19 protein-coding genes are annotated in these 18,330 nt (G+C 70.1%); 11 read left to right on the top strand and 8 right to left on the bottom strand.

The features are described from left to right. The first annotated feature begins 55 nt into the window (after window positions 1–55). From aroC to aroB, 3 genes are read left to right on the top strand one after another with little or no spacing between them, the layout of a single operon-like run. Window positions 56–1,234 (top strand): chorismate synthase, encoded by a 1,179-nt coding sequence (aroC, locus tag AB0J58_RS01180; protein WP_343983227.1) that lies wholly within the window; start codon window positions 56–58, stop codon window positions 1,232–1,234. Window positions 1,235–1,274: 40 nt separating this feature from the next. After that, window positions 1,275–1,778: a shikimate kinase gene (locus AB0J58_RS01185; RefSeq protein ID WP_343983224.1), complete on the top strand. Its 504-nt coding sequence runs from the start codon at window positions 1,275–1,277 to the stop codon at window positions 1,776–1,778. Next, entirely contained in the window at window positions 1,775–2,851 is a 1,077-nt protein-coding gene (gene aroB / locus AB0J58_RS01190) for a 3-dehydroquinate synthase (RefSeq protein WP_364148333.1), read from the top strand. The genes AB0J58_RS01185 and aroB overlap by 4 nt, the downstream gene beginning before the upstream one ends. 190 nt (window positions 2,852–3,041) lie before the next feature. On the opposite strand, the gene AB0J58_RS01195 is transcribed toward aroB, so the two are convergent. Then, entirely contained in the window at window positions 3,042–5,123 is a 2,082-nt protein-coding gene (locus tag AB0J58_RS01195) for an ATP-dependent DNA helicase (protein ID WP_364208577.1), read from the bottom strand. A gap of 907 nt (window positions 5,124–6,030) precedes the next feature. On the opposite strand from AB0J58_RS01195, the gene AB0J58_RS01200 reads away from it, so the two are divergent. Together AB0J58_RS01200 and AB0J58_RS01205 are read left to right on the top strand one after the other, a co-directional pair. Then, window positions 6,031–7,287 carry a hypothetical protein gene (locus AB0J58_RS01200; protein ID WP_364208580.1) on the top strand — a complete coding sequence of 419 codons (1,257 nt, stop codon included), beginning with the start codon at window positions 6,031–6,033 and terminating at the stop codon, window positions 7,285–7,287. A 192-nt stretch (window positions 7,288–7,479) separates the two neighbouring features. Continuing rightward, window positions 7,480–9,063 carry a Na+/H+ antiporter gene (locus AB0J58_RS01205; protein ID WP_364208583.1) on the top strand — a complete coding sequence of 528 codons (1,584 nt, stop codon included), beginning with the start codon at window positions 7,480–7,482 and terminating at the stop codon, window positions 9,061–9,063. 6 nt (window positions 9,064–9,069) lie between these two features. On the opposite strand, the gene AB0J58_RS01210 is transcribed toward AB0J58_RS01205, so the two are convergent. Both AB0J58_RS01210 and AB0J58_RS01215 read right to left on the bottom strand, forming a co-directional pair. Beyond that, entirely contained in the window at window positions 9,070–9,501 is a 432-nt protein-coding gene (locus AB0J58_RS01210) for a hypothetical protein (RefSeq protein ID WP_364208586.1), read from the bottom strand. A gap of 115 nt (window positions 9,502–9,616) precedes the next feature. Continuing rightward, window positions 9,617–9,874, bottom strand: coding sequence for a UBP-type zinc finger domain-containing protein (locus tag AB0J58_RS01215; RefSeq protein WP_364208588.1), 258 nt, complete (start codon window positions 9,872–9,874; stop codon window positions 9,617–9,619). A gap of 130 nt (window positions 9,875–10,004) precedes the next feature. On the opposite strand from AB0J58_RS01215, the gene AB0J58_RS01220 reads away from it, so the two are divergent. From AB0J58_RS01220 to AB0J58_RS01230, 3 genes are all read left to right on the top strand, one after another. Next, a complete protein-coding gene (locus AB0J58_RS01220; RefSeq protein ID WP_364208591.1) occupies window positions 10,005–10,406 on the top strand; it encodes a hypothetical protein in 402 nt (133 codons plus the stop codon). A 70-nt stretch (window positions 10,407–10,476) separates the two neighbouring features. Then, complete coding sequence (locus AB0J58_RS01225) at window positions 10,477–10,818, top strand: DUF202 domain-containing protein (RefSeq protein WP_343983198.1); 342 nt, start codon at window positions 10,477–10,479, stop codon at window positions 10,816–10,818. Beyond that, complete coding sequence (locus AB0J58_RS01230; RefSeq protein WP_364208594.1) at window positions 10,815–11,147, top strand: DUF202 domain-containing protein; 333 nt, start codon at window positions 10,815–10,817, stop codon at window positions 11,145–11,147. Before AB0J58_RS01225 ends, AB0J58_RS01230 begins: the two co-directional genes overlap by 4 nt. Window positions 11,148–11,225: 78 nt before the next feature. Here the strand turns inward: AB0J58_RS01230 and AB0J58_RS01235 are convergent, their stop codons facing one another. After that, window positions 11,226–12,347 (bottom strand): ferritin-like domain-containing protein, encoded by a 1,122-nt coding sequence (locus AB0J58_RS01235; RefSeq protein ID WP_343983192.1) that lies wholly within the window; start codon window positions 12,345–12,347, stop codon window positions 11,226–11,228. Between the two features lie 93 nt (window positions 12,348–12,440). Here AB0J58_RS01235 and AB0J58_RS01240 point away from each other — a divergent pair, with 93 nt between their 5' ends. Then, window positions 12,441–13,073, top strand: coding sequence for a TetR/AcrR family transcriptional regulator C-terminal domain-containing protein (locus tag AB0J58_RS01240; RefSeq protein WP_364208597.1), 633 nt, complete (start codon window positions 12,441–12,443; stop codon window positions 13,071–13,073). A gap of 67 nt (window positions 13,074–13,140) precedes the next feature. Here AB0J58_RS01240 and AB0J58_RS01245 read toward each other — a convergent pair whose 3' ends face one another. After that, window positions 13,141–13,635 carry a transglycosylase SLT domain-containing protein gene (locus tag AB0J58_RS01245; protein WP_030923427.1) on the bottom strand — a complete coding sequence of 165 codons (495 nt, stop codon included), beginning with the start codon at window positions 13,633–13,635 and terminating at the stop codon, window positions 13,141–13,143. 349 nt (window positions 13,636–13,984) lie between these two features. Further along, window positions 13,985–14,377 carry a transglycosylase SLT domain-containing protein gene (locus tag AB0J58_RS01250; protein WP_364208600.1) on the bottom strand — a complete coding sequence of 131 codons (393 nt, stop codon included), beginning with the start codon at window positions 14,375–14,377 and terminating at the stop codon, window positions 13,985–13,987. Window positions 14,378–14,597: 220 nt separating this feature from the next. Between AB0J58_RS01250 and AB0J58_RS01255 the strand changes: the two genes are divergently transcribed. After that, window positions 14,598–15,083, top strand: coding sequence for a glutathione peroxidase (locus AB0J58_RS01255; RefSeq protein WP_364208603.1), 486 nt, complete (start codon window positions 14,598–14,600; stop codon window positions 15,081–15,083). Here AB0J58_RS01255 and AB0J58_RS01260 read toward each other — a convergent pair. Continuing rightward, entirely contained in the window at window positions 15,055–16,053 is a 999-nt protein-coding gene (locus AB0J58_RS01260; RefSeq protein WP_364208606.1) for a LacI family DNA-binding transcriptional regulator, read from the bottom strand. The two genes, AB0J58_RS01255 and AB0J58_RS01260, sit on opposite strands and share 29 nt — an antisense overlap. Window positions 16,054–16,230: 177 nt before the next feature. Between AB0J58_RS01260 and ugpC the strand changes: the two genes are divergently transcribed. Then, window positions 16,231–17,451 carry a sn-glycerol-3-phosphate ABC transporter ATP-binding protein UgpC gene (gene ugpC / locus AB0J58_RS01265; RefSeq protein ID WP_364208609.1) on the top strand — a complete coding sequence of 407 codons (1,221 nt, stop codon included), beginning with the start codon at window positions 16,231–16,233 and terminating at the stop codon, window positions 17,449–17,451. 124 nt (window positions 17,452–17,575) lie between these two features. Here the strand turns inward: ugpC and AB0J58_RS01270 are convergent, their stop codons facing one another. Beyond that, window positions 17,576–18,328 carry an SDR family oxidoreductase gene (locus AB0J58_RS01270; RefSeq protein WP_364208612.1) on the bottom strand — a complete coding sequence of 251 codons (753 nt, stop codon included), beginning with the start codon at window positions 18,326–18,328 and terminating at the stop codon, window positions 17,576–17,578. Window positions 18,329–18,330: the final 2 nt, after the last annotated feature.

Genomic DNA, 18,330 nt, shown 5'->3' on the forward strand with positions numbered 1-18,330 from the left:
CTCACTGGGTGAACCGGGGCCATTCCAGTGAGCGACACATGGAAGACTTGTCAGCATGTTGCGTTGGCTGACCGCCGGAGAGTCTCACGGCCCCGAACTCGTCGCGATCCTGGAAGGCCTGCCCGCAGGGGTGGAGGTGACCACCGCCCAGCTGGACGAGGCGCTGCGCCGTCGCCGCCTCGGTTACGGCCGCGGGGCACGGATGAAGTTCGAGCAGGACGTCGTCACCATCGTGGGCGGGGTCCGTCACGGCCGCACGCTCGGCAGTCCCGTCGCCATCCGGGTGGGCAACACCGAGTGGCCCAAGTGGGAGACGGTCATGGCGGCCGACCCCGTCGACCCGGCCGTGCTGGAGGGGCAGGCGCGCAACGCGCCGCGCTCCCGCCCCCGTCCGGGCCACGCCGACCTCGCGGGCATGCAGAAGTACGGCTTCGACGACGCCCGCCCGGTACTCGACCGGGCCAGCGCCCGCGAGACCGCGGCCCGTGTCGCGCTAGGCCAGGTGGCGCGGAGCTTCCTCAAGCAGGCCCTCGGCGTCGACATCGTCAGCCACGTCGTCTCGATCGGCGGGGCGGCGACCACCCCCGGCGTCATCCCCGGCCCCGACGACCTGGCGGCGATCGACGCCGACCCGGTGCGCTGCGCCGATCCGGAGGGCAGCGCGGCGATGGTCGCCGAGATCGACAAGGCGCACAAGGACGGCGACACCCTCGGCGGCGTCGTCGAGGTGGTCGCCTACGGTCTGCCGCCGGGCCTGGGCAGCTACACCCACTGGGACCGCCGCCTCGACGCCCGCCTCGCGGCCGGCCTGATGGGCATCCAGGCGATCAAGGGTGTCGCCGTCGGCGACGGCTTCGAGACCGCCCGCCGCCCCGGCTCCCTGGCCCACGACGAGATCGAGAACACCTCCGGCGGCATCCGCCGGATCACCAACCGGGCCGGTGGCGTCGAGGGCGGCATGACCAACGGCGAGCCGCTGCGCGTCAGCGCGGCGATGAAGCCGATCTCCACGGTCCCCAGGGCGCTGGCTACCGTCGACGTGCTGACCGGCGAGGCGGCCAAGGCCCACCACGAGCGCTCGGACGTGTGCGCGGTCCCGGCCGCCGCGATCGTCGCGGAGGCCATGGTGGCGCTGATCCTGGCCGACGCCGCGATCGAGAAGTTCGGCGGAGACTCCGTCGAGGAGGTCACTCGTAACCTGTCCGGCTACCTCTCCTCGTTGGTGATCAAGTGAGCGGGCGCCAGGCCGGCGAGCCGCGGTCCAAGGAGGGCAGATGAGTCCCCGTGCAGTGTTGATCGGCCCTCCGGGGTCGGGCAAGTCGACCATCGGACAGCTCCTGGCCGACCGGCTCGGGGTCGCCTTCCGCGACACCGACACCGACGTCGAGCGCACGGCGGGCAAGCCGGTGAGCGACATCTTCATCGAGGACGGCGAGGAGATCTTCCGCGAGCTGGAGGCCGACGCCGTACGGCGGGCGCTGGCCGAGCACGACGGCGTGCTCTCCCTCGGCGGCGGCGCGATCCTCGCCGAGGCCACCTGCGAGCTGCTGGCCGAGCATCCGGTGGTCTACCTGGAGGTCGGTCTCGCCAACGCCGTCCAGCGGGTGGGCCTGGCCTCGGCGCGGCCGTTGCTCGTGCTGAACCCGCGCAGCCGGCTGAAGAAGCTGATGGACGCCCGCCGCCCCATCTACGAGAAGCTGGCCAGGATCGTCGTGGTGACCGACGAGCGAGAGCCCGGCCAGATCGTCGACGAGATCGTGAGAGGCCTGGAACCGTGACGATCTCCAGGATCAAGGTCGCCGGCGAGAGCCCGTACGACGTGGTGGTCGGCACCGGGGTGCTCGGTGAGCTGCCCGGCCTGCTCGGACCGAAGGTCCGCACCGTCGCGGTGATCCACCCCGAGAGCCTGCCGGAGATCGCCCGCCCGGTCTGCGGCGCGATCGAGGCGGCCGGGTACGAGGTGGTCCCGCTGCCGGTGCCCGACGCCGAGCGCGCCAAGACCGTCGAGGTGGTCGCGGAGCTCTGGTCGGCCTTCGGCCGCGCGGGCGTCACCCGGTCCGACGCCGTGGTCGGCGTCGGCGGAGGGGCGACCACCGACCTGGCGGGGTTCGCCGCCGCCACCTGGCTGCGCGGTGTCAAGGTGGTGCAGGTGCCGACGACACTGCTCGGCATGGTCGACGCGGCCGTGGGCGGCAAGACCGGCATCAACACCCCCGAGGGCAAGAACCTGGTCGGGTCCTTCCATCCGCCGGCGGGGGTCCTGTGTGACCTGGCCACCCTGGTCTCGGTGCCCCGTGACGACTATGTGGGCGGCCTCGCGGAGATCATCAAGGGGGGTTTCATCGCGGACCCGAAGATCCTCTCCCTCATCGAGGACGACCCCGAGGGGGCCAGGCTCCCCGAGGGGCGGCACACCCGCGAGCTGATCGAGCGCAAGATCCAGATCAAGGCCGACGTCGTCGGCGCCGACCTGCGCGAGGGCGGCCTGCGGGAGATCCTCAACTACGGCCACACCCTGGCACACGCCATCGAGCGCGTCGAGCGGTACCGGATGCGCCACGGCGAGGCCGTCGCGATCGGCATGGTCTACGCGGCCGAGCTGTCCCATCTGGACGGCAGGATCGGCACCGACCTCGTGGAGCGGACCAGGTCCATTCTGACCTCGGTCGGGCTGCCCACCGCCTACCGCCGCGAGGCCTGGCCCGAGCTCCGCGACCACATGCGCCTCGACAAGAAGAGCCGCGGCGCCATGCTGCGCTTCGTCCTCCTGGACGACCTGGCGAAGGTGTCCCCGCTGTCCGATCCCTCGGAGGAGCTTCTCGAAGCCGCCTACCGGAAGATCGCCCGGTAAGCCTCACGGCGCCGGCGGGCGCGGCGCCCCGGGGTGTGGGGTCGCCGCGGGCGGGAGACGCCGGTCGTGCGCCAGGCGCGTGGCACGCCGCCGCCGAGCGCACCTCCCGAACCCGGGCGACCCGGAACCTCCAGCGGGAGGCGGCCCCTGACGATCCCGGTGCCGGGGTCGCCGGGGGCCGAGGCGGTTTTCAGGAGGCGCTGAGGCGCTTGAGGGCGCTGCGGACCTTCGCCGGGTCGTTCGTGGGCCAGAAGGGCGGCAGGGAGTCGCGCAGGAACCCGGCGTAGCGGGCCGTCGCCAGCCGGGGGTCCAGCACCGCGACCACGCCCTTGTCGTGCTGGCTGCGGAGCAGGCGGCCCGCCCCCTGTGCGAGGAGCAGCGCGGCGTGGGTGGCGGCGACCGACATGAACCCGTTGCCGCCCTTGGCGGCCACATGGCGCTGGCGGGCGGAGCTGAGCGGGTCGTCCGGGCGGGGGAAGGGGATGCGGTCGATAATGACCAGGCGCAGCGAGGGGCCGGGGACGTCGACGCCCTGCCAGAGGGAGAGCGTGCCGAACAGGCAGGTCGGCTCGTCCTCGGCGAACTGCTTGACCAGCAGCATCGTGGAGTCGTCGCCCTGGCAGAGCAGCGGCACGCTCAGCCGGTCGCGCAGGGCCTCGGTGGCCGCCTTGGCGGCCCGCATCGAGGAGAACAGGCCGAGGGTGCGGCCCCCGGCGGCCTCGATCAGCTCGGTGATCTCGTCGATGTAGGCCTCGGGCAGGCCGTCACGCCCCGGCTGGGGCAGGTGCTTGGCGACGTAGAGGATGCCGCTGCGGGGGTGGTCGAAGGGAGAGCCGACGTCGATGCCGTTCCAACCGGCCCGGCTCTTGCCGGCCTTCTTCCCGGACCTGGGGTCGGCGCGCTCCTCGCCCGTCCCCTCCGCCTCCTTCCTGCCGCCCTCGGCGCCAAGGCCCCACTGGCGGGCCAGACCGTCGAAGGCGCCGCCCAGGGCGAGCGTGGCCGAGGTCAGGATGACCGTACGGTCACCGAAGAGCCTGTCGCGGAGCATGCCCGCCACGGTCAGCGGCGCCACCCGCAGCAGGGGAGGCCGCCGGTCGGTGCCCGCCTCCAGCCAGACCACCTCGGCCCGGTCGACCTCCTCGGCGTGGCCGAAGGCGTCGAGCATGCGCTGCGCGGTGTCGTGCACCTCGTCCAGGGAGGTGAAGGCCGCCTTGCGCAGTCCCGCGCCCTCCGGGTCGTCCTTGTCGCCGGTGCGCGGGCCAAGGGCGGTGATGCACGCCCACGCCGAGTCGCGGATCAGGGCGAGCGTCAGCCCGAGCACGTCGGGAAGCTCGTCGAGGCGCCCGGCGGGGGCGGCGGCGAGGAGGGCCTTGAGATCCTCTCCGGCCTCCATGAGCCGGTCGGCCAGGTGCTGCTCGATGAGCTTGCCGACCCGCCGCACGGTCACCGCGACCATGGTCTCCGACAGCTCGCCGCTGACCACCGAGGTGACGCGGTCGACCAGCTCGTGGGCCTCGTCGACCACGACCACCTCGTGCTCGGGCAGGAGCGGGAAGTCCTCCATCGCGTCGATGGCGAGCAGCGCGTGGTTGGTCACGACCACGTCGGACTCGCCGGCGCGGGCGCGGGCCAGTTCGGCGAAGCACTCCATGCCACTCGGGCAGCGCGTGGCTCCCAGACACTCCCTGGCGCTGACCGAGAACTGGCGCCAGGCCTGCTCGTTGACGCCGGGGACCAGCTCGTCGCGGTCACCGGTCTCGGTCTCGTTCGCCCACTCCTGGATGCGCTGGACCATCCGGCCCGTCGCGTTGACCTCCCGGGGGTCGAAGAGCTGGTCCTGCTCCTCGTCGGGCCACCCCGCGCTCGCCTTGTAGCGGCACAGGTAGTTGCGGCGGCCCTTGAGGATCGCGAACGTGGGCTCGTGCGGCAGCTGCGGGGCGAGGGCCTTGGCGAGGCGGGGCAGGTCGCGGTCGACGAGCTGGCGCTGGAGCGCGATGGTGGCGGTGGAGACGACCACGGCTCCCTTGGAGGTCATCGCGTGCCTGATCGAGGGGATCAGGTAGGCCAGTGACTTGCCGGTGCCGGTGCCCGCCTGGACGGCCAGGTGGTCGCCCGACTCGATCGCGTGCTGCACCGCCCTCACCATGGTGATCTGTCCGGGGCGTTCGACCCCGCCCACCGCCTCGACGGCGGTGCTCAGCAGATCCTCAACCGGGGGGATATCCACCTTTGAGGAGACGTCTTCGGGAGCGGTGATGGAGTCGGTCGGCACGACAGCCAACCGTACCGGCTCGCCCCGACAAGCGTGGCGGCTCCGGCGGGGGCGGTGCGCCCCCGCCTTCCTCGCCGACTCCGGAAGACCGGCACCTCCGGTTGGTGATCCACGTATCGCGGGTCCTGTTCCCGGTTCGGAAAGACGACCCGCCGGATCATCACCGGACCTCTCCGGATCTCCTCCGGGGTGCTCCCGCGCGCAGGGTCCCGTCGTTCACGGCGGGGAGGAAACGCGGAAAACGGTGCCGTCCGGTGGCGGTGAGTGACAGACTCGGTGCGTGCCGGTGACGGAAATGCTCAAACTCGCGCCCTCGCCCGAGCGGAGGCAGAGGCAGTGTGCGGACCTGCGCTCGCGGGGTTCTCATCGACCGCGGATGTTCGTGACGTACAAAGCGATTTCGGCCGGGGTGGTCGTGCGGCCGGTGGATCCGCGCGGCACCTTCCGCACCCGGCCATATCGACACACGGAATCGTTCTACCCGGGATGACTTTCGCGGTGTTTCGTGCGGGCTCGCCGGCCCGGCGGATTACTTCGCGGCGATCGATATCGTCCGCCGGCGACGCGGCCTGAGCCGTCGAATCCATCGACGGAGAGGAGTGGCCGGCTCGGCCCCAGGACCGGGAGGCTGACCTGGGCGTATGGCCTTTCCCTTGTGAGGGTCAAGCCTGGGAGGACATCTGGGCCCTGGGGCGGGTTCCCCTGCTCTTGAGCTTACGCTCGGATATAGTCCCCTTTAGGTGTTCCAATGCGTACCCTTTGCTCGTTAGGCGGTGACCGAGAGTGATGGTCGGCGTGACGGTGTCCGCCGCGATTGCACCGCGATTGCACCGCGTGAGGTGCGATTGCCCTGCAAAGTCCCTGCTCGAACTGGATGTTTGGGGCGTTTGAGTACATTATGTCCTCCATGTCGGAAGTTGTCCCGTTGCCGTCGTTCGGCGAGGTGTTCTTTGACGAGCGTGGCCAGGAGCGGGTGCTCCGGGTCACCTGGCACGAAGGCACGCTGGTGCTGAGCCTGTGGCGCGGCGAGATGTGCACCGCGAGTTTCCGCATGCCCATGAACGACGTGGGGCGGCTGGTCGACACCCTTGACGAGGGCTTCGTCCAAGCCGGTGGGCAGTACCCCGACGAGGTGGGCGAGCCCGTTCACCCCGAGCAGCGCCCTCCTGCCGAGCAGCAGGTCCACAGTGAGTATCCCGGCACCGGTCAGTACGCCAGACCGCGGCCCGAGGACTACGCCCAGCCCCAGCAGTATCCCGACCCGCCCGGTCACGTCCCCGTGCCGGACGAGCCCCGCCAGGTCCCCGCGCTCGGGCCGAACGACGTGCTCGTCGCGCGGGGAGTGGTGCCGCCGCCGGATCGGCCCGACTGGTCGCAGGATCGGATGGCGCCGGGGCACGGCTCCTCCGACGCCGTGCCGCGCGAGAACATGATCGTGAACGACGCCCTGCCCTACGGGCAGCCGCAGTCCTTCGATCCGCTCGGTACGGGCCCGGTGTCCGGTGAGGCCGCCTACCAGATGCCGGGCGGCTACCCGCCCGCGCAGCAGCCCGCTCCGTACGGCGCCCAGCAGCCGGACCCCTACGGCGCGCCCGCGCAGCAGCCCGCCGACCGGTTCGGCGCCCAGCAGTCCGATCCGTACGGCGTGCCGCCCCAGCAACGGCCCGTCGACCCGTTCGCGCCGCACGCAGACCAGTTCCCCAACCCCGCCCGCCGGCCGGACCCCGACCAGTACGGGCAGGGGAACTCGACGGACCCCTTCGGGTTCGCCGCCCAGCAGCAGGCCGGGGGCCACGGGATCCAGCAGCCCGACCCGTACGGTTACCCGGCTCCCGCGCAGCCGGATCCCTACGCGTTCGGCACCGCGCAGCCGCACCAGGCCGGTCATCCCGCCGACCTCAGAGACCTGTACGGCTCGCCGCCCGCCTACCCGCAGCAGGACGTCGATCCGTCCGACCCGCTGGGCCTGGGAGGCCAGTCGGCGCCCGACCAGAGGCTGCCGCGCCCCTACCTCCAGGACCCGCCGCACTCCACGGGCGAGAGGCTCCGCCCTGAGCAGGGCTACGACGACCGGTACGACCGCCGCCATGACGAGCACCGGTACGACGACAGGCGCCGCGAGGGACGGCGCCGCGACGACCGGGACGAACGCCGGGAGTGGTGACCCTCCAGGGGGCGTGAGTTCCCCGGAGGCGGGTTCCGTCGTGTCCCGGGTACGAGATCCGTATCCGGGAGTAGCGTCGTTCTGTCCGCCGAATGTGAGATCCGGCGCCGTGTGACGGTGTCCGCCGTCCCGGCCGGTTCACGAGGTGCGCGGAGGCACGGAAGCCGATCGATCCCTATCGGGCGGGGTGGCGTGGACCAGTCGACCGTGGTGCAGACACTGGCCGTGTCGGTCCTCGGCATCGCGGTGGCCGCGGTCGCCAGGCGCAGGGGGTGGCCGGCGCCGCTGCTACTGGTGCTCGTGGGCCTGGTGCTGTCGCCCGTCTTCCCCGAGTACGAGCTCGACCCCGACCTGGTCCTGCTGGTCTTCCTGCCCCCGCTGCTCTACTCGGCGGCGGTCGACAGCTCCTACCTGAGGCTCAAGGACTTCCGCAGGCCGATCGGGCTGCTCTCGATCGGCCTGGTGCTGTTCACCACGCTGGTCATCGGGTGGATCACCCATCTGCTCCTGCCCGAGCTGCCGCCGGCCGCCGCGTTCGCGCTGGGGGCGATCGTGGCCCCACCCGATGCGGTCGCCGCCGTCGCGGTGGCCCGCAGGCTCGGGCTGCCCCGCAGGACGGTCACCATCCTGGTGGGGGAGAGCCTGTTCAACGACGCCACCGCGCTCACCGCCTACCGGGTGGCGGTCGCGGCCGCGCTGGGAGGGGGCATCACCTGGCTGGAGGTCACCGCCGACTTCGCCCTGTCCGCGGTGGGCGGGGTGCTGATGGGCCTCGGGCTCGCCTGGATCCTGGCCCGGGTGCTGATCCGGCTGCGTGACCCGCTCATCGAGAACACCGTCATGCTGCTCGCCCCGTTCGCCGTCTACCTGGCGGCCGAGAGCGTACACGTCTCCGGTGTGATCGTCGTGGTGATCGTCGGGCTCTACACCGGCCACCGCCTGCCCAGGGCGGGCTTCGGTACCCGGCTGCTGTCCGAGGCGGTCTGGCGGGTTCTCGGGTTCTTCCTGGAGACGATCGTCTTCGCGCTGATCGGCCTGCAGTTCTGGCCGATCATGAGAGGGCTGGAGTGGGCCGACCCGTGGAAGCTCGCCGGGATGGCACTGGTCGTCTTCGCCGCCGTGGTGGTCACCAGGGTGGTCTGGCTGGTGCCCAGCGTCTACCTGCCCCGGATCCTGTCCGCGAAGATCCGCGAGAGCGAGCCCCACGCGCCGAGCTGGAAGCAGGTGGCCGTCGTGAGCTGGGCGGGCATGCGCGGGGTGGTCTCCCTCGCCGCGGCCTTCGCCGTCCCGCAGACCCTGCGGGGCCGCGACCTGCTGCTCTTTCTCACCTTCTCGGTGGTGATCGGCACCCTCCTGGTCCAGGGCCTGACGTTCCCGGCGCTGATCCGCAGGTTGAGGATCTCCAACGAGCGGGAGATCTACGCCGACAACCTGGCCGAGGCGGCCGCCCAGCAGGCGGCCACCTCCGCCTCGCTGGCCCGGCTGGACGAGCTGGTGGGCGAGGGCGTCGACGAGGTCTATCGGGAGGTCGTCGACCAGCTCAGGGCACGTGCCGAGCGCCGTACCCTCACCGCCTGGGAGCGGCTGGGCAGCGGCACGGGACCACAGGGGGAGGAGACGCCCAGCACGGTCTACCGGCGGCTCCGCCGTGAGATGCTGACGGTCGAGCGCGAGGTTTTCGTACGCCTGCGCGACGAGCGGCGCATCGACGACGAGGTGCTCCGCCGGGTTCTCCACGAGATCGACTTCGAGGAGGCCATTCTGGAGCGCGACTAGCCTCGGTCAGCCGCCCTGGGTGTAGGCGGTCTTCCACCGCGAGCACCGCCCGGTCGGCCGTGCGGAGGTGCCCCGGCAGGTCCTCACCTTGATCTGCAGGACTCCGCCGACGTTCTTGCGGAACGTCCCCGGGCCGGTGACGCAGTTGTAGTAGGACGCGGTGTGCCACCGTCCGCTCTGAGCGCTCAGGTAACGTACCTGGGCCCATGAGCAGCCCGAGCCGCGGGTGTCCTCCACCGTGCCGTACACGACGAGGCCCGACTGGCCGACGGCGACCTTGCCCCAGGCCACGGCGAGTCCGTCGGTGGAGTAGAGGGGGCCCCATTTCCAGACCGTGGGGGCGGCGGTGGCGGCCAGGGCCGGGGCCGGGGCCGGGCCGCCGAGAGCGAGCGCCGCGGCGGCGGTCAGGCCGAGCAGGACACGAAGACCGGTACGCATGGAGTGGTTCCAAACTCTTGAGTATCTTTACAGATCAAGAGATAGGCCTGCGCGCTTGGAAGAGACTTGTGACTGACAACATCCCCGCGGGGCGGAGGAACCCGGCCGCCGCCGGTCAGCCGATGATTTTGTCCACGTAGCACCACCGCCAGTCCTCGCCCGGTTCGAACGAGGCGATGACCGGATGGCCGATCGCCGTCGCGTGGGCGGTGGCGTGCTTGTTGGGAGAGGAGTCGCAGCAGCCGATGTGCCCGCAGGACAGGCACTTGCGCAGGTGAACCCAGCGATCTCCGGTCGCGAGGCACTCCTCGCACCCCTGCGGTGTGCGTGGCGCCGGGTCCTGGGCCTGCGTGAGATGTTGGCAGATCGGCATGGTCTTCCCTTCGTTCGAACACTGGTGATCGTACGCCGGGGCCGTGGTCCGGCCCCCACCGCCTCGCGGTCCGGGTAACGAGCCGGCCGACGGGCACCTGCCGCACCGGCTCGTTGGGTAGGGTCTGGGCATGCGACCCCTTCCGCGACGAATCCCCGCCCTCGCCGCCTCAGCGCTCGCCGCCGTCCTGATCACCACCGGCTGCTCCGAGATCCAGGAGGTGAGCCAGGGCATCGACAAGGCACAGCAGTGCGTGCAGGCCGCGGGCATCGTCACCGAGACCGTCTCGAAGGTCTCCGGTCTGCTCAACGACCCCGCCGCGATGGAACAGGCGCTGAAGGACGGGGGCGCCAAGCTGGGCGACCTGGCCGACAAGGCGGCCAACACCTCGCTGAAGGAGGCGGCCGACAGCGTCTCCAACACCCTGGAGGGCTTCAACGTCCCCGATGCCAACAGCGCCATCGACACCGCGCAGAAGGTGGCGACCGACTCGGTGCGGTGGGTCGAGCAACTGACCAGCGCCTGCGGGTAACCCTCACCTGCGCAAGGCTCCGCCAACCCGGGTTCTCTATGGGGAATGTGGCTGAAATAGCGTCGTTCTCATGAAGCCTCCGGACCGTGAACCGGACCCCCGGTTCACCCTCGCCAACGAACGCACCTACCTGACCTGGCTGAGCACATCGCTCGCGCTGAGCGCGGGCGGTGTGGCCATGGCCGCGGTCTCCGCTGATGTCTTCGTCCCGTGGATGCGGACCCTGCTCGCGGTGGTCCTGGTGTCGTTGTCGGCTCTGGCGGCCGCGATGGCCTACCCCCGCTGGCGTCGCGTCCAGCACGCCCTGCGCAGTTCCGCCCCGCTGCCGCCGCCCGCCCTCGCGCCACTGTTCGGGTACGGGGTGGCGGCGGTCGCCGTGCTCGCCCTGATCCTCATCCTGCTGTCCCGATGAACGGACCCTGGGACGAGGGGCTGCAGAGTGAGCGGACCCAGCTCGCCTGGATACGTACCAGCGCCCTGCTGGCCGTCACCGCCCTGGCCGGCGCGGGCATCGCCCTGCGCGCCGGCACACCTCTGCCGGCGATCGTCCCCTTCGTTCCGGCCCTGCTCTGCGCCGGCCTGCTGCTGACCCACACGGGCATCCGCTTCCGCCGGGTCCAGGAGGCACTCCACCAGAGCCGTCCCCTCGACAACCGGGCCGACGCCCTCATCGCCTGGCTCGGTACCCTCGCCACCGTGGCCGGGGCCGCCACCTTCGTGCTGGCGGGGTTCGGAAAGTAGGGAACACGCGGCGTGCCACGCTTCGACGATCCATCCGGTGTCGAGGGCGGGTCCGATGCCGGGCCGGAGCAGGTCCGGTCAGGGGCGGGGTTCGCCGCCGAGGGCGACGGTCTCGGCGACCTCCGCGTGGCGCTCGGCCTCCTCGGCGGCGAAGCGCTCGGTGTCGAGCCTCTCGGCGATGTCCTCGTCCTGCCGCATCAGCGCCTCCAGGCTCTGGCCCGCCATGTCCAGCACGCCCATGTCGGCGTAGGCCTGTTGCAGGCGGGGGCTCCACAGCCCGATGTCCTTGACGCAGGGAACGATGCGACTGAAGAGCAACGAGCGGAATAGCTGGAGATATTGGGACTTGTCAACGGATTCCATGGCATCAGCGACCTCGGCCTTGTTCAGGCCCAGGTTCTCCCAGGTCTCCTGGCCGCGCAGCCGGTCGCGCATCAGGTAGCAGCCCTCGATGACGAAGTCCTCGCGCTCGCGCAGCTCCGACTCGCTGAGCTGACGGTAGTAGTCGCGCAGTGCCATCCGGCCGAAGGCCACGTGCCTGGCCTCGTCCTGCATGACGTAGGCGAGGATCTGCTTGGGCAGCGGCTTGGTGGTGATGTCGCGCATCACGCCGAAGGCGGCCAGGGCGAGGCCCTCGATGAGCACCTGCATGCCGAGGTAGGGCATGTCCCAGCGGGAGTCGCTCAGCGTGCTGTCGAGCAGTGACTTCAGGTGCGGGTTGATGGGGTAGGCCAGCCCGACCTTCTCCTGGAGGAAGCGGGCGTAGGTCTCGGCGTGACGGGCCTCGTCCATGGTCTGGGTGGCGGCGTAGAACTTGGAGTCGAGGTCGGGGACCGACTCCACGATCCTGGCCGAGCAGATCATCGCGCCCTGTTCCCCGTGCAGGAACTGGGAGAACTGCCAGGAGGCGCCGTGCAGGCGCACCTCCTTGCGCTGCTTTTCGTCCATCCGCTCCCAGAGCGGGGTGCCGTGGATCGCGATGGTCTCGTCGGGGATGCCGAGCACGTTGTACGGGTCGACTTCCAGGTCCCAGTCGATGCGTTTGACCGAGTCCCACTGCTTGTCCTTGCCCTTCTGGTAGAGGGCGAGCATGTGGTCCCTGCCGTTGTCGTACTCCCAGGTGAAGCGGGCGGCCCCGGCCGCCTCGACGTCCCACGTGGAAAGCTCGGTGGGGATGGTGTAGAGATCGTGTGTCGACATGCGGCCTCCAGAGACGTACACCGTACGTACGCAATGAGCGTGCCACGTACACTGTACGTACGTCAATGGAATCAATGAGGGGACAATGGTCATATGCCTGCCGAACCACTGTCCCGAGCGCGCATCGTCAGCACGGCGATCGACCTGATCGAGCGGGAGGGCGCCGACGCGGTGTCCATGCGCGCGATCGCCGCCGAACTGGGCGTGGGCGTGATGTCGCTCTACAACCATGTGCCGAACAAGGAGGCGCTGCTGGACGCGGTGGCCGAGACCGTGTTGTCGCAGATCGAGTTCACCGACGACCCGGACGCCGAATGGACCGATCGGGTGCGCATGCAGGCGCTCGCCTTCCGGCAGATCGCGCACCACTACCCGCGGTGCACGATGGTGGTGGTCAGCCGCCAGCTCCGTTCCACCGCCGGGCTGCTCCCGGTGGAGCGGGCGCTGGCCACGCTGCGCGGCGCGGGCTTCGGGGGCGACGAGGCGGTGCGCGCCCTGCGGGTGTTCATCGCCTACATCGTGGGCTCGCTGCTGAGGGAGGTCGGGGTGACCCCGACGTTCGCCCCGGTGCACCGATCCGACATCCGCGTCGGCGAGGTCGACCCGCTGCTGTTCCCGCAGGTCGGCGAGCTGGCTCCGGCACTCCACGAGTGCGACCACGAGGCGGAGTTCGCGTTCGGCCTCGAACTGCTCATCCAGGCGATGGCCCTGCAGCTCAAGAGGTGACGCCCGGGACCTCGCGGCCCCGGGCGCCGGGAGAGCCTTCCCTTCCCCTGGACACTCTCCATGCGGGTCAGTACCAGTTGCTCGACCGGAAGTGACCCCACGCGCCGCACGGTGACCCGTAGCGGCTCTTGATGTAGCTCAGACCCCAGTGGATCTGCGTGATCGGGTTGTACCGCCAGTCCCCGCCGCTGCCGCCCATCTTCGAGCCGGGCAGTGCCTGCGGGATTCCGTACGCACCCGAGGAGTGGTTGTAGGCGCGGTGGTTCCAGTTGCTCTCCCTGGTCCAGAGACTGTCCAGGCAGCGGAACTGGCTGTGCGGCCACGCGCGGCGGGAGACGAGACGATAGGCGATCGTCTTGTTCCTGCTCTTGGCGGTCCTCGCGACCGCCTTCACCCTTGGCTTCACCTGGGTGACCCAGGTGAGGCGATGGACGGTTCTCGCCGTCCCTTTCCTGGACGACTCGGCCGTGCTGTCGGCCTGTCCCGAAGTCGAGGACCCGACCATCGCCGAGGCGGCGAGAACGGTCACGACTGTGTTGCGCAGAACGCGGTAGCTGTTCACATGGATCCTTGTCCTTGGGCCGCGTGCGGAAGTCGCAGGAGGGCACATGGGTGCTCTCGTGCGGCCGTAGATCCGGCGCCCGTGGCTCGGGCGGGGAACGTCCGCGCGGTCTCGCCGGCCTGTTTCCGGCATGAGACGCCGCGGCGGTCTCTCTAGGCGGCTTTCTAGTACGCGAGAGAGTGTCGGACAGGGGGATGGGACACGCGAAGGGAAGGTGTTTGCCCGATCTTCTTGATCTACGGGAGATTCGGCGAGGGTCCGGTTACGACCGGCGAATCGCCCATGCGTGGAGACGGTGTGAAAATCACCCCGTCATGGGGTTTCAGATCACCGCTCCGGGATCACTGGATCAGTACCAGCCCCGCGAGCCGAAGTGCGCCCACGCCCGGCACGGCGATCCGTAGCGCTGCTTGATGTATCCGAGTCCCCATCTGATCTGTGTCCTGGGGTTGGTGCGCCAGTCGCGGCCGGCGCTGGCCATCTTGCCCGCGGGCAGCGCCTGCGGAATACCGTACGCGCCCGAATAGCGGTTGCGGGCGCGGTGGTTCCAGTTGCTCTCCCTGGTCCAGAGCCTGCTGAGGCAGTCGAACTGGGCCCTGCTCCAGCCGTGCGCGGCCACCATCGGCCTGGCGACGGCCTGGTTGCCCGTTCTCGCCGAGGACGCCTGGGCGACCGTGGTGGTGGTGCCGAGGGTGAGCGCCGAGGCGATCACCAGCACACCGGTACGGCGTAGCGTCGACATGGGACTCCCTTGTGCCTTGGGGGTGGGGACGGCCGCCACGATGCCCGGCGATTCGCCGCCGGGCCAGTCGACAGCGACTGTCAGGAGCCATGTCAAAGATCGGTAAGGGAATGATCAGAGCCTTGGTGAGGGGGGCGCCGTCTCACCTGTGGCCTCTGTCACATTTCACTTTATGGACGACATAACTCTCAAATGTGACAGGGGGATTAGGGTGCGGAGCATGGGAATCCGTGATATCGCCATCCACACTCTTTCCGACGCGCCCACCACCCTGGCCGAGCTGGCCGGAGATCGGGCGGTCCTCGTCGTCAACGTCGCCTCCAAATGCGGCCTGACCCCCCAGTACGCGGCTCTCGTCGACCTCCAGCGGACCTACGGCGACCGGGGTTTCACGGTCGTGGGGGTGCCCTGTAACCAGTTCTACGGACAGGAGCCGGGCAGCGCCGAGGAGATCCAGGAGTTCTGCTCCACCACCTACGGCGTCGACTTCCCGCTTCTCGCCAAGAGCGAGGTCAACGGCGAGGGCCGGCACCCGCTCTACGACCTGCTCACCCAGACCCCCGACGGCGAGGGCAAGGCCGGCGACGTCGAGTGGAACTTCGAGAAGTTCCTCGTCTCGAAGGACGGGGAGGTGCTCGCCAGGTTCCGGCCGCGCGTCACGCCCGACGATCCCGCGGTCACCGAGGCGATCGAGAGGTCCCTCTAGCCGCGCAACTGCCCCTGACGATCAGCTCGGTGGGCAGCAGCACCCCGCGCGGCCGCCTGGTGCCGCCGCGCAGCACCAGTTCGGCGGCGCGGTAGCCGATGTCCTGGGCGGGCTGGACGATCACCGTCAGCGGCGGTGAGCACAGCTCCGCCCAGGGCACGTCGTCGAACATGATCAGAGACAGGTCCCTGGGGATGCGCAGGTCCAGTTCCCTGGCCGCCAGCACCGCCGCCTCGCCCAGCAGGTTCCCTCCCGCCAGTACGGCGGTCAGGTCGGGCCGGTGCTGGAAGAGTCCGGCCGCGGCGGCGTAGGCGGAGTCGCGGCTGCCGCGGGCGACCACGACCAGTTCCTCGTCGACAAGGGGGCCGAGCGCCTGCCGGAAGAAGGACAGGCGCTGTTCCTGGCCGGGACCGCCCAGGTAGGCGATGCGACGGTGACCCAGCCCCGTCAGGTAGTCGACCGCGGTCCTGATTCCCGCGCGGTCGTCGGCCAGCACCGCGGGGATGTCGGCGTGCCCGGGCGAGAGCCGGTGCGCGAACACGGTGGTCAGCCCGGCCCGCAGGGTCGGCGCCCAGCCGTCGCCGTCACCGGAGGGGACCGCGATCACCCGGTCCACGCCCTGTTCGAGCAGCGTGCCGATCAACTCGGCCTCACGCTCGGGATCGTCGCCGGTGGCGCCCAGGATCACCGGTTCTCCCGCCGAGCGCGCGCAGGTGAGCACGCCGTCGGCCAGGCGGCCGTAGAAGGTGTCGGTGATGTCGGGCAGCAGCAGCCCGATCCCGCCCGAGCGCCGCTGGCGCAGGTTGCGGCCGAGCGCGCTGGGCCGGTAGTCGAGCTGGGCCGCGACGTTCAGCACCCGTTCCCTGGTCTCGGGACTCGCCGATCCGCCGGACAGCACCCGGGACACCGTGGCGACCCCCACCCCGGCCGCCTCGGCGACATCCTTGATCGTCGTACGATGCCTGTTCATGGAAACGATTCCATCATTCTTTCCGTGTTCGATCCAGCGCGAAGCGATAACGACCGCCTTGCTGACAGGCCAGAACCGGTCATCCTCTTGACAGGGATGTCTGTTTCCGGTGAGATGCATGAAAACGTATCCAATATCGGGTGAACACGGGGTTGGCCCGAGGCGCTAAGGACTTCCATGGCATCCATCGTTCTCAGCAAAGTCGACAAGATCTACGCGGGCGGCGTCAAAGCCGTGAACGGCCTCGACCTTGAGATCAAGGACGGGGAGTTCATGGTGCTGGTCGGGCCGTCCGGCTGCGGCAAGTCCACCGCCCTGCGCATGATCGCCGGGCTTGAGGACATCAGCGGCGGCGAGATCGCCATCGGCGACCGGGTGGTCAACCACCTGCCTCCGAAGGACCGCGACATCGCCATGGTCTTCCAGAACTACGCGCTCTACCCGCACATGACCGTCGAGGAGAACCTTGCCTTCGGTCTGAAGCTCCGCAAGATGCCCAAGGCGGAGATCGCCAAGCGCGTCGGCGAGGCCGCCAAGATGCTCGGCCTCGACCAGTACCTCAAGCGCAAGCCCGCCGCCCTCTCCGGTGGCCAGCGCCAGCGTGTCGCCATGGGCCGCGCCATCGTGCGTGAGCCGCAGGCCTTCCTCATGGACGAGCCGCTCTCCAACCTGGACGCCAAGCTCCGCGTCTCCATGCGGGCCTCCCTCAACACCCTGCACGAGCGCCTGGGCGTGACGACCGTCTACGTCACCCACGACCAGGTCGAGGCCATGACCCTCGGCGACCGCGTCTGCGTGCTCCGCGACGGCCTGCTCCAGCAGGTCGACACCCCGCAGAACCTCTTCGACAAGCCGGTCAACCTGTTCGTCGCCGGCTTCATGGGTTCCCCGTCGATGAACTTCGTCAACGCCGAGCTGGTGCGCGGCGACGGTGGCGCGGCCGTCGCCTTCGCGGGCTTCAGGCTGCCGGTGCCGAACGAGACCTTCACCGAGAAGCGCGGCCTCGACCAGTACTTCGGCAAGAAGATCATCCTGGGCATCCGCCCCTCCGACTTCGAGGACTCGGTCGCCGCCAACGGCGCCTCGGGCGGCTGGACCCGCCTGCAGGTCCGCGCCGAGGTCACCGAGGAGCTGGGCTCCGAGATCAACGTGCTCTTCCTGATCGACGCCCCGCCCGTCCAGCACCAGGACACCGTGGCCGCCGCCGACGCCGACGGTGACGAGGAGGCGACGCTGCCGCTGGTGGGCGACAAGTCGCTGTGGACCGCCCGGGTCAACTCCCGCAGCCACGTCCGCCCCGGTCAGAACGTCGAGCTGGTCGTCGACACCCACAACCTGCACTTCTTCGACCCGGTCTCGGGCCTGGCGATCGGCCACGAGGCCAACGTTCGCGTCTGATTCGGCCCGGCGGACCTCAGGGGCCGTCGTCGACCACCCCCGCAGGCCGGAAAGGGCCCGCGCCACGACCCCCTCCCGTGGCGCGGGCCCTTTCTGTCTGTGACGTCAGGCCGGTGTTGTCAGGTCAGCGGCGGCCGAGGCGGCGGGAGACCAGGGCGATCACGTTGGCCGGAAGCAACCTGCTGACCCCGACGACGGCCTTGTAGCGAAGGTCGGGGACGCTCACCAGCACACCGCGGGCCAGGTCGCGCATGGCCTCGCGGACGACGTTGTCCGCCGACAACCACAGGAAGCCGGGGATGCCCGACTTGTCTATCGAGGCGCGCTCGTGGAACTCGGTGTGCACGAAACCCGGGCACAGGGCCATCACCCGCACGCGGCTACCGGCCATCTCCATGGCCGTGGACTCGCTGAAGTTGACCACCCACGCCTTGGAGGCACTGTAGGAGCCCCCGGGCAAGAACGCAGCCACCGACGCCACGTTGATCACCGCACCCCGGTCGCGCTCCCTCATGCCCGGCAGCGCGGCCAGCGTCAGCCGCAGCACCGCCTCGCAGTGCAGCTTGAGCATCCGCACCTCATCCTGCACGGGGATGTCGAGAAAACGGCCCTGAAGGCCGAAGCCCGCGTTGTTGACCAGCAGGTCGACCCCCTCGCGGAGCCGTCGCTCCACCGCCTCCAGCCCCTCGTCGGTCACCAGGTCGGCGGTGAGCACCTCGCTGCTCACCCCGTAGCGCAGGCGCAGTTCCTCGGCGACCGAGGTGAGGCGTTTCTCGTCGCGGGCGACCAGGACGAGTGAGAATCCGTCGGCGGCCAGACGTCGGGCGAAGGCGGCGCCGATGCCGGCCGTCGCCCCGGTGATCAATGCGGTTGGCATAC

This window comes from Streptosporangium sp. NPDC049644, assembly GCF_040675205.1.
GTDB lineage: Bacteria > Actinomycetota > Actinomycetes > Streptosporangiales > Streptosporangiaceae > Streptosporangium > Streptosporangium fukuiense.

Bases quoted from the DNA above. Each gene is read 5' to 3' on its own strand.
- AB0J58_RS01200 (WP_364208580.1), top strand. From the start codon at position 6,031: ATGTCGGAAGTTGTCCCGTTGCCGTCGTTCGGCGAGGTGTTCTTTGAC.
- AB0J58_RS01260 (WP_364208606.1), bottom strand. From the start codon at position 16,053: ATGAACAGGCATCGTACGACGATCAAGGATGTCGCCGAGGCGGCCGGG.
- AB0J58_RS01255 (WP_364208603.1), top strand. From the start codon at position 14,598: ATGGGAATCCGTGATATCGCCATCCACACTCTTTCCGACGCGCCCACC.
- AB0J58_RS01235 (WP_343983192.1), bottom strand. From the start codon at position 12,347: ATGTCGACACACGATCTCTACACCATCCCCACCGAGCTTTCCACGTGG.
- AB0J58_RS01270 (WP_364208612.1), bottom strand. From the start codon at position 18,328: ATGCCAACCGCATTGATCACCGGGGCGACGGCCGGCATCGGCGCCGCC.
- AB0J58_RS01240 (WP_364208597.1), top strand. From the start codon at position 12,441: ATGCCTGCCGAACCACTGTCCCGAGCGCGCATCGTCAGCACGGCGATC.
- ugpC (WP_364208609.1), top strand. From the start codon at position 16,231: ATGGCATCCATCGTTCTCAGCAAAGTCGACAAGATCTACGCGGGCGGC.
- AB0J58_RS01230 (WP_364208594.1), top strand. From the start codon at position 10,815: ATGAACGGACCCTGGGACGAGGGGCTGCAGAGTGAGCGGACCCAGCTC.
- AB0J58_RS01210 (WP_364208586.1), bottom strand. From the start codon at position 9,501: ATGCGTACCGGTCTTCGTGTCCTGCTCGGCCTGACCGCCGCCGCGGCG.
- AB0J58_RS01220 (WP_364208591.1), top strand. From the start codon at position 10,005: ATGCGACCCCTTCCGCGACGAATCCCCGCCCTCGCCGCCTCAGCGCTC.
- AB0J58_RS01225 (WP_343983198.1), top strand. From the start codon at position 10,477: ATGAAGCCTCCGGACCGTGAACCGGACCCCCGGTTCACCCTCGCCAAC.
- AB0J58_RS01250 (WP_364208600.1), bottom strand. From the start codon at position 14,377: ATGTCGACGCTACGCCGTACCGGTGTGCTGGTGATCGCCTCGGCGCTC.
- AB0J58_RS01185 (WP_343983224.1), top strand. From the start codon at position 1,275: ATGAGTCCCCGTGCAGTGTTGATCGGCCCTCCGGGGTCGGGCAAGTCG.
- aroC (WP_343983227.1), top strand. From the start codon at position 56: ATGTTGCGTTGGCTGACCGCCGGAGAGTCTCACGGCCCCGAACTCGTC.
- AB0J58_RS01215 (WP_364208588.1), bottom strand. From the start codon at position 9,874: ATGCCGATCTGCCAACATCTCACGCAGGCCCAGGACCCGGCGCCACGC.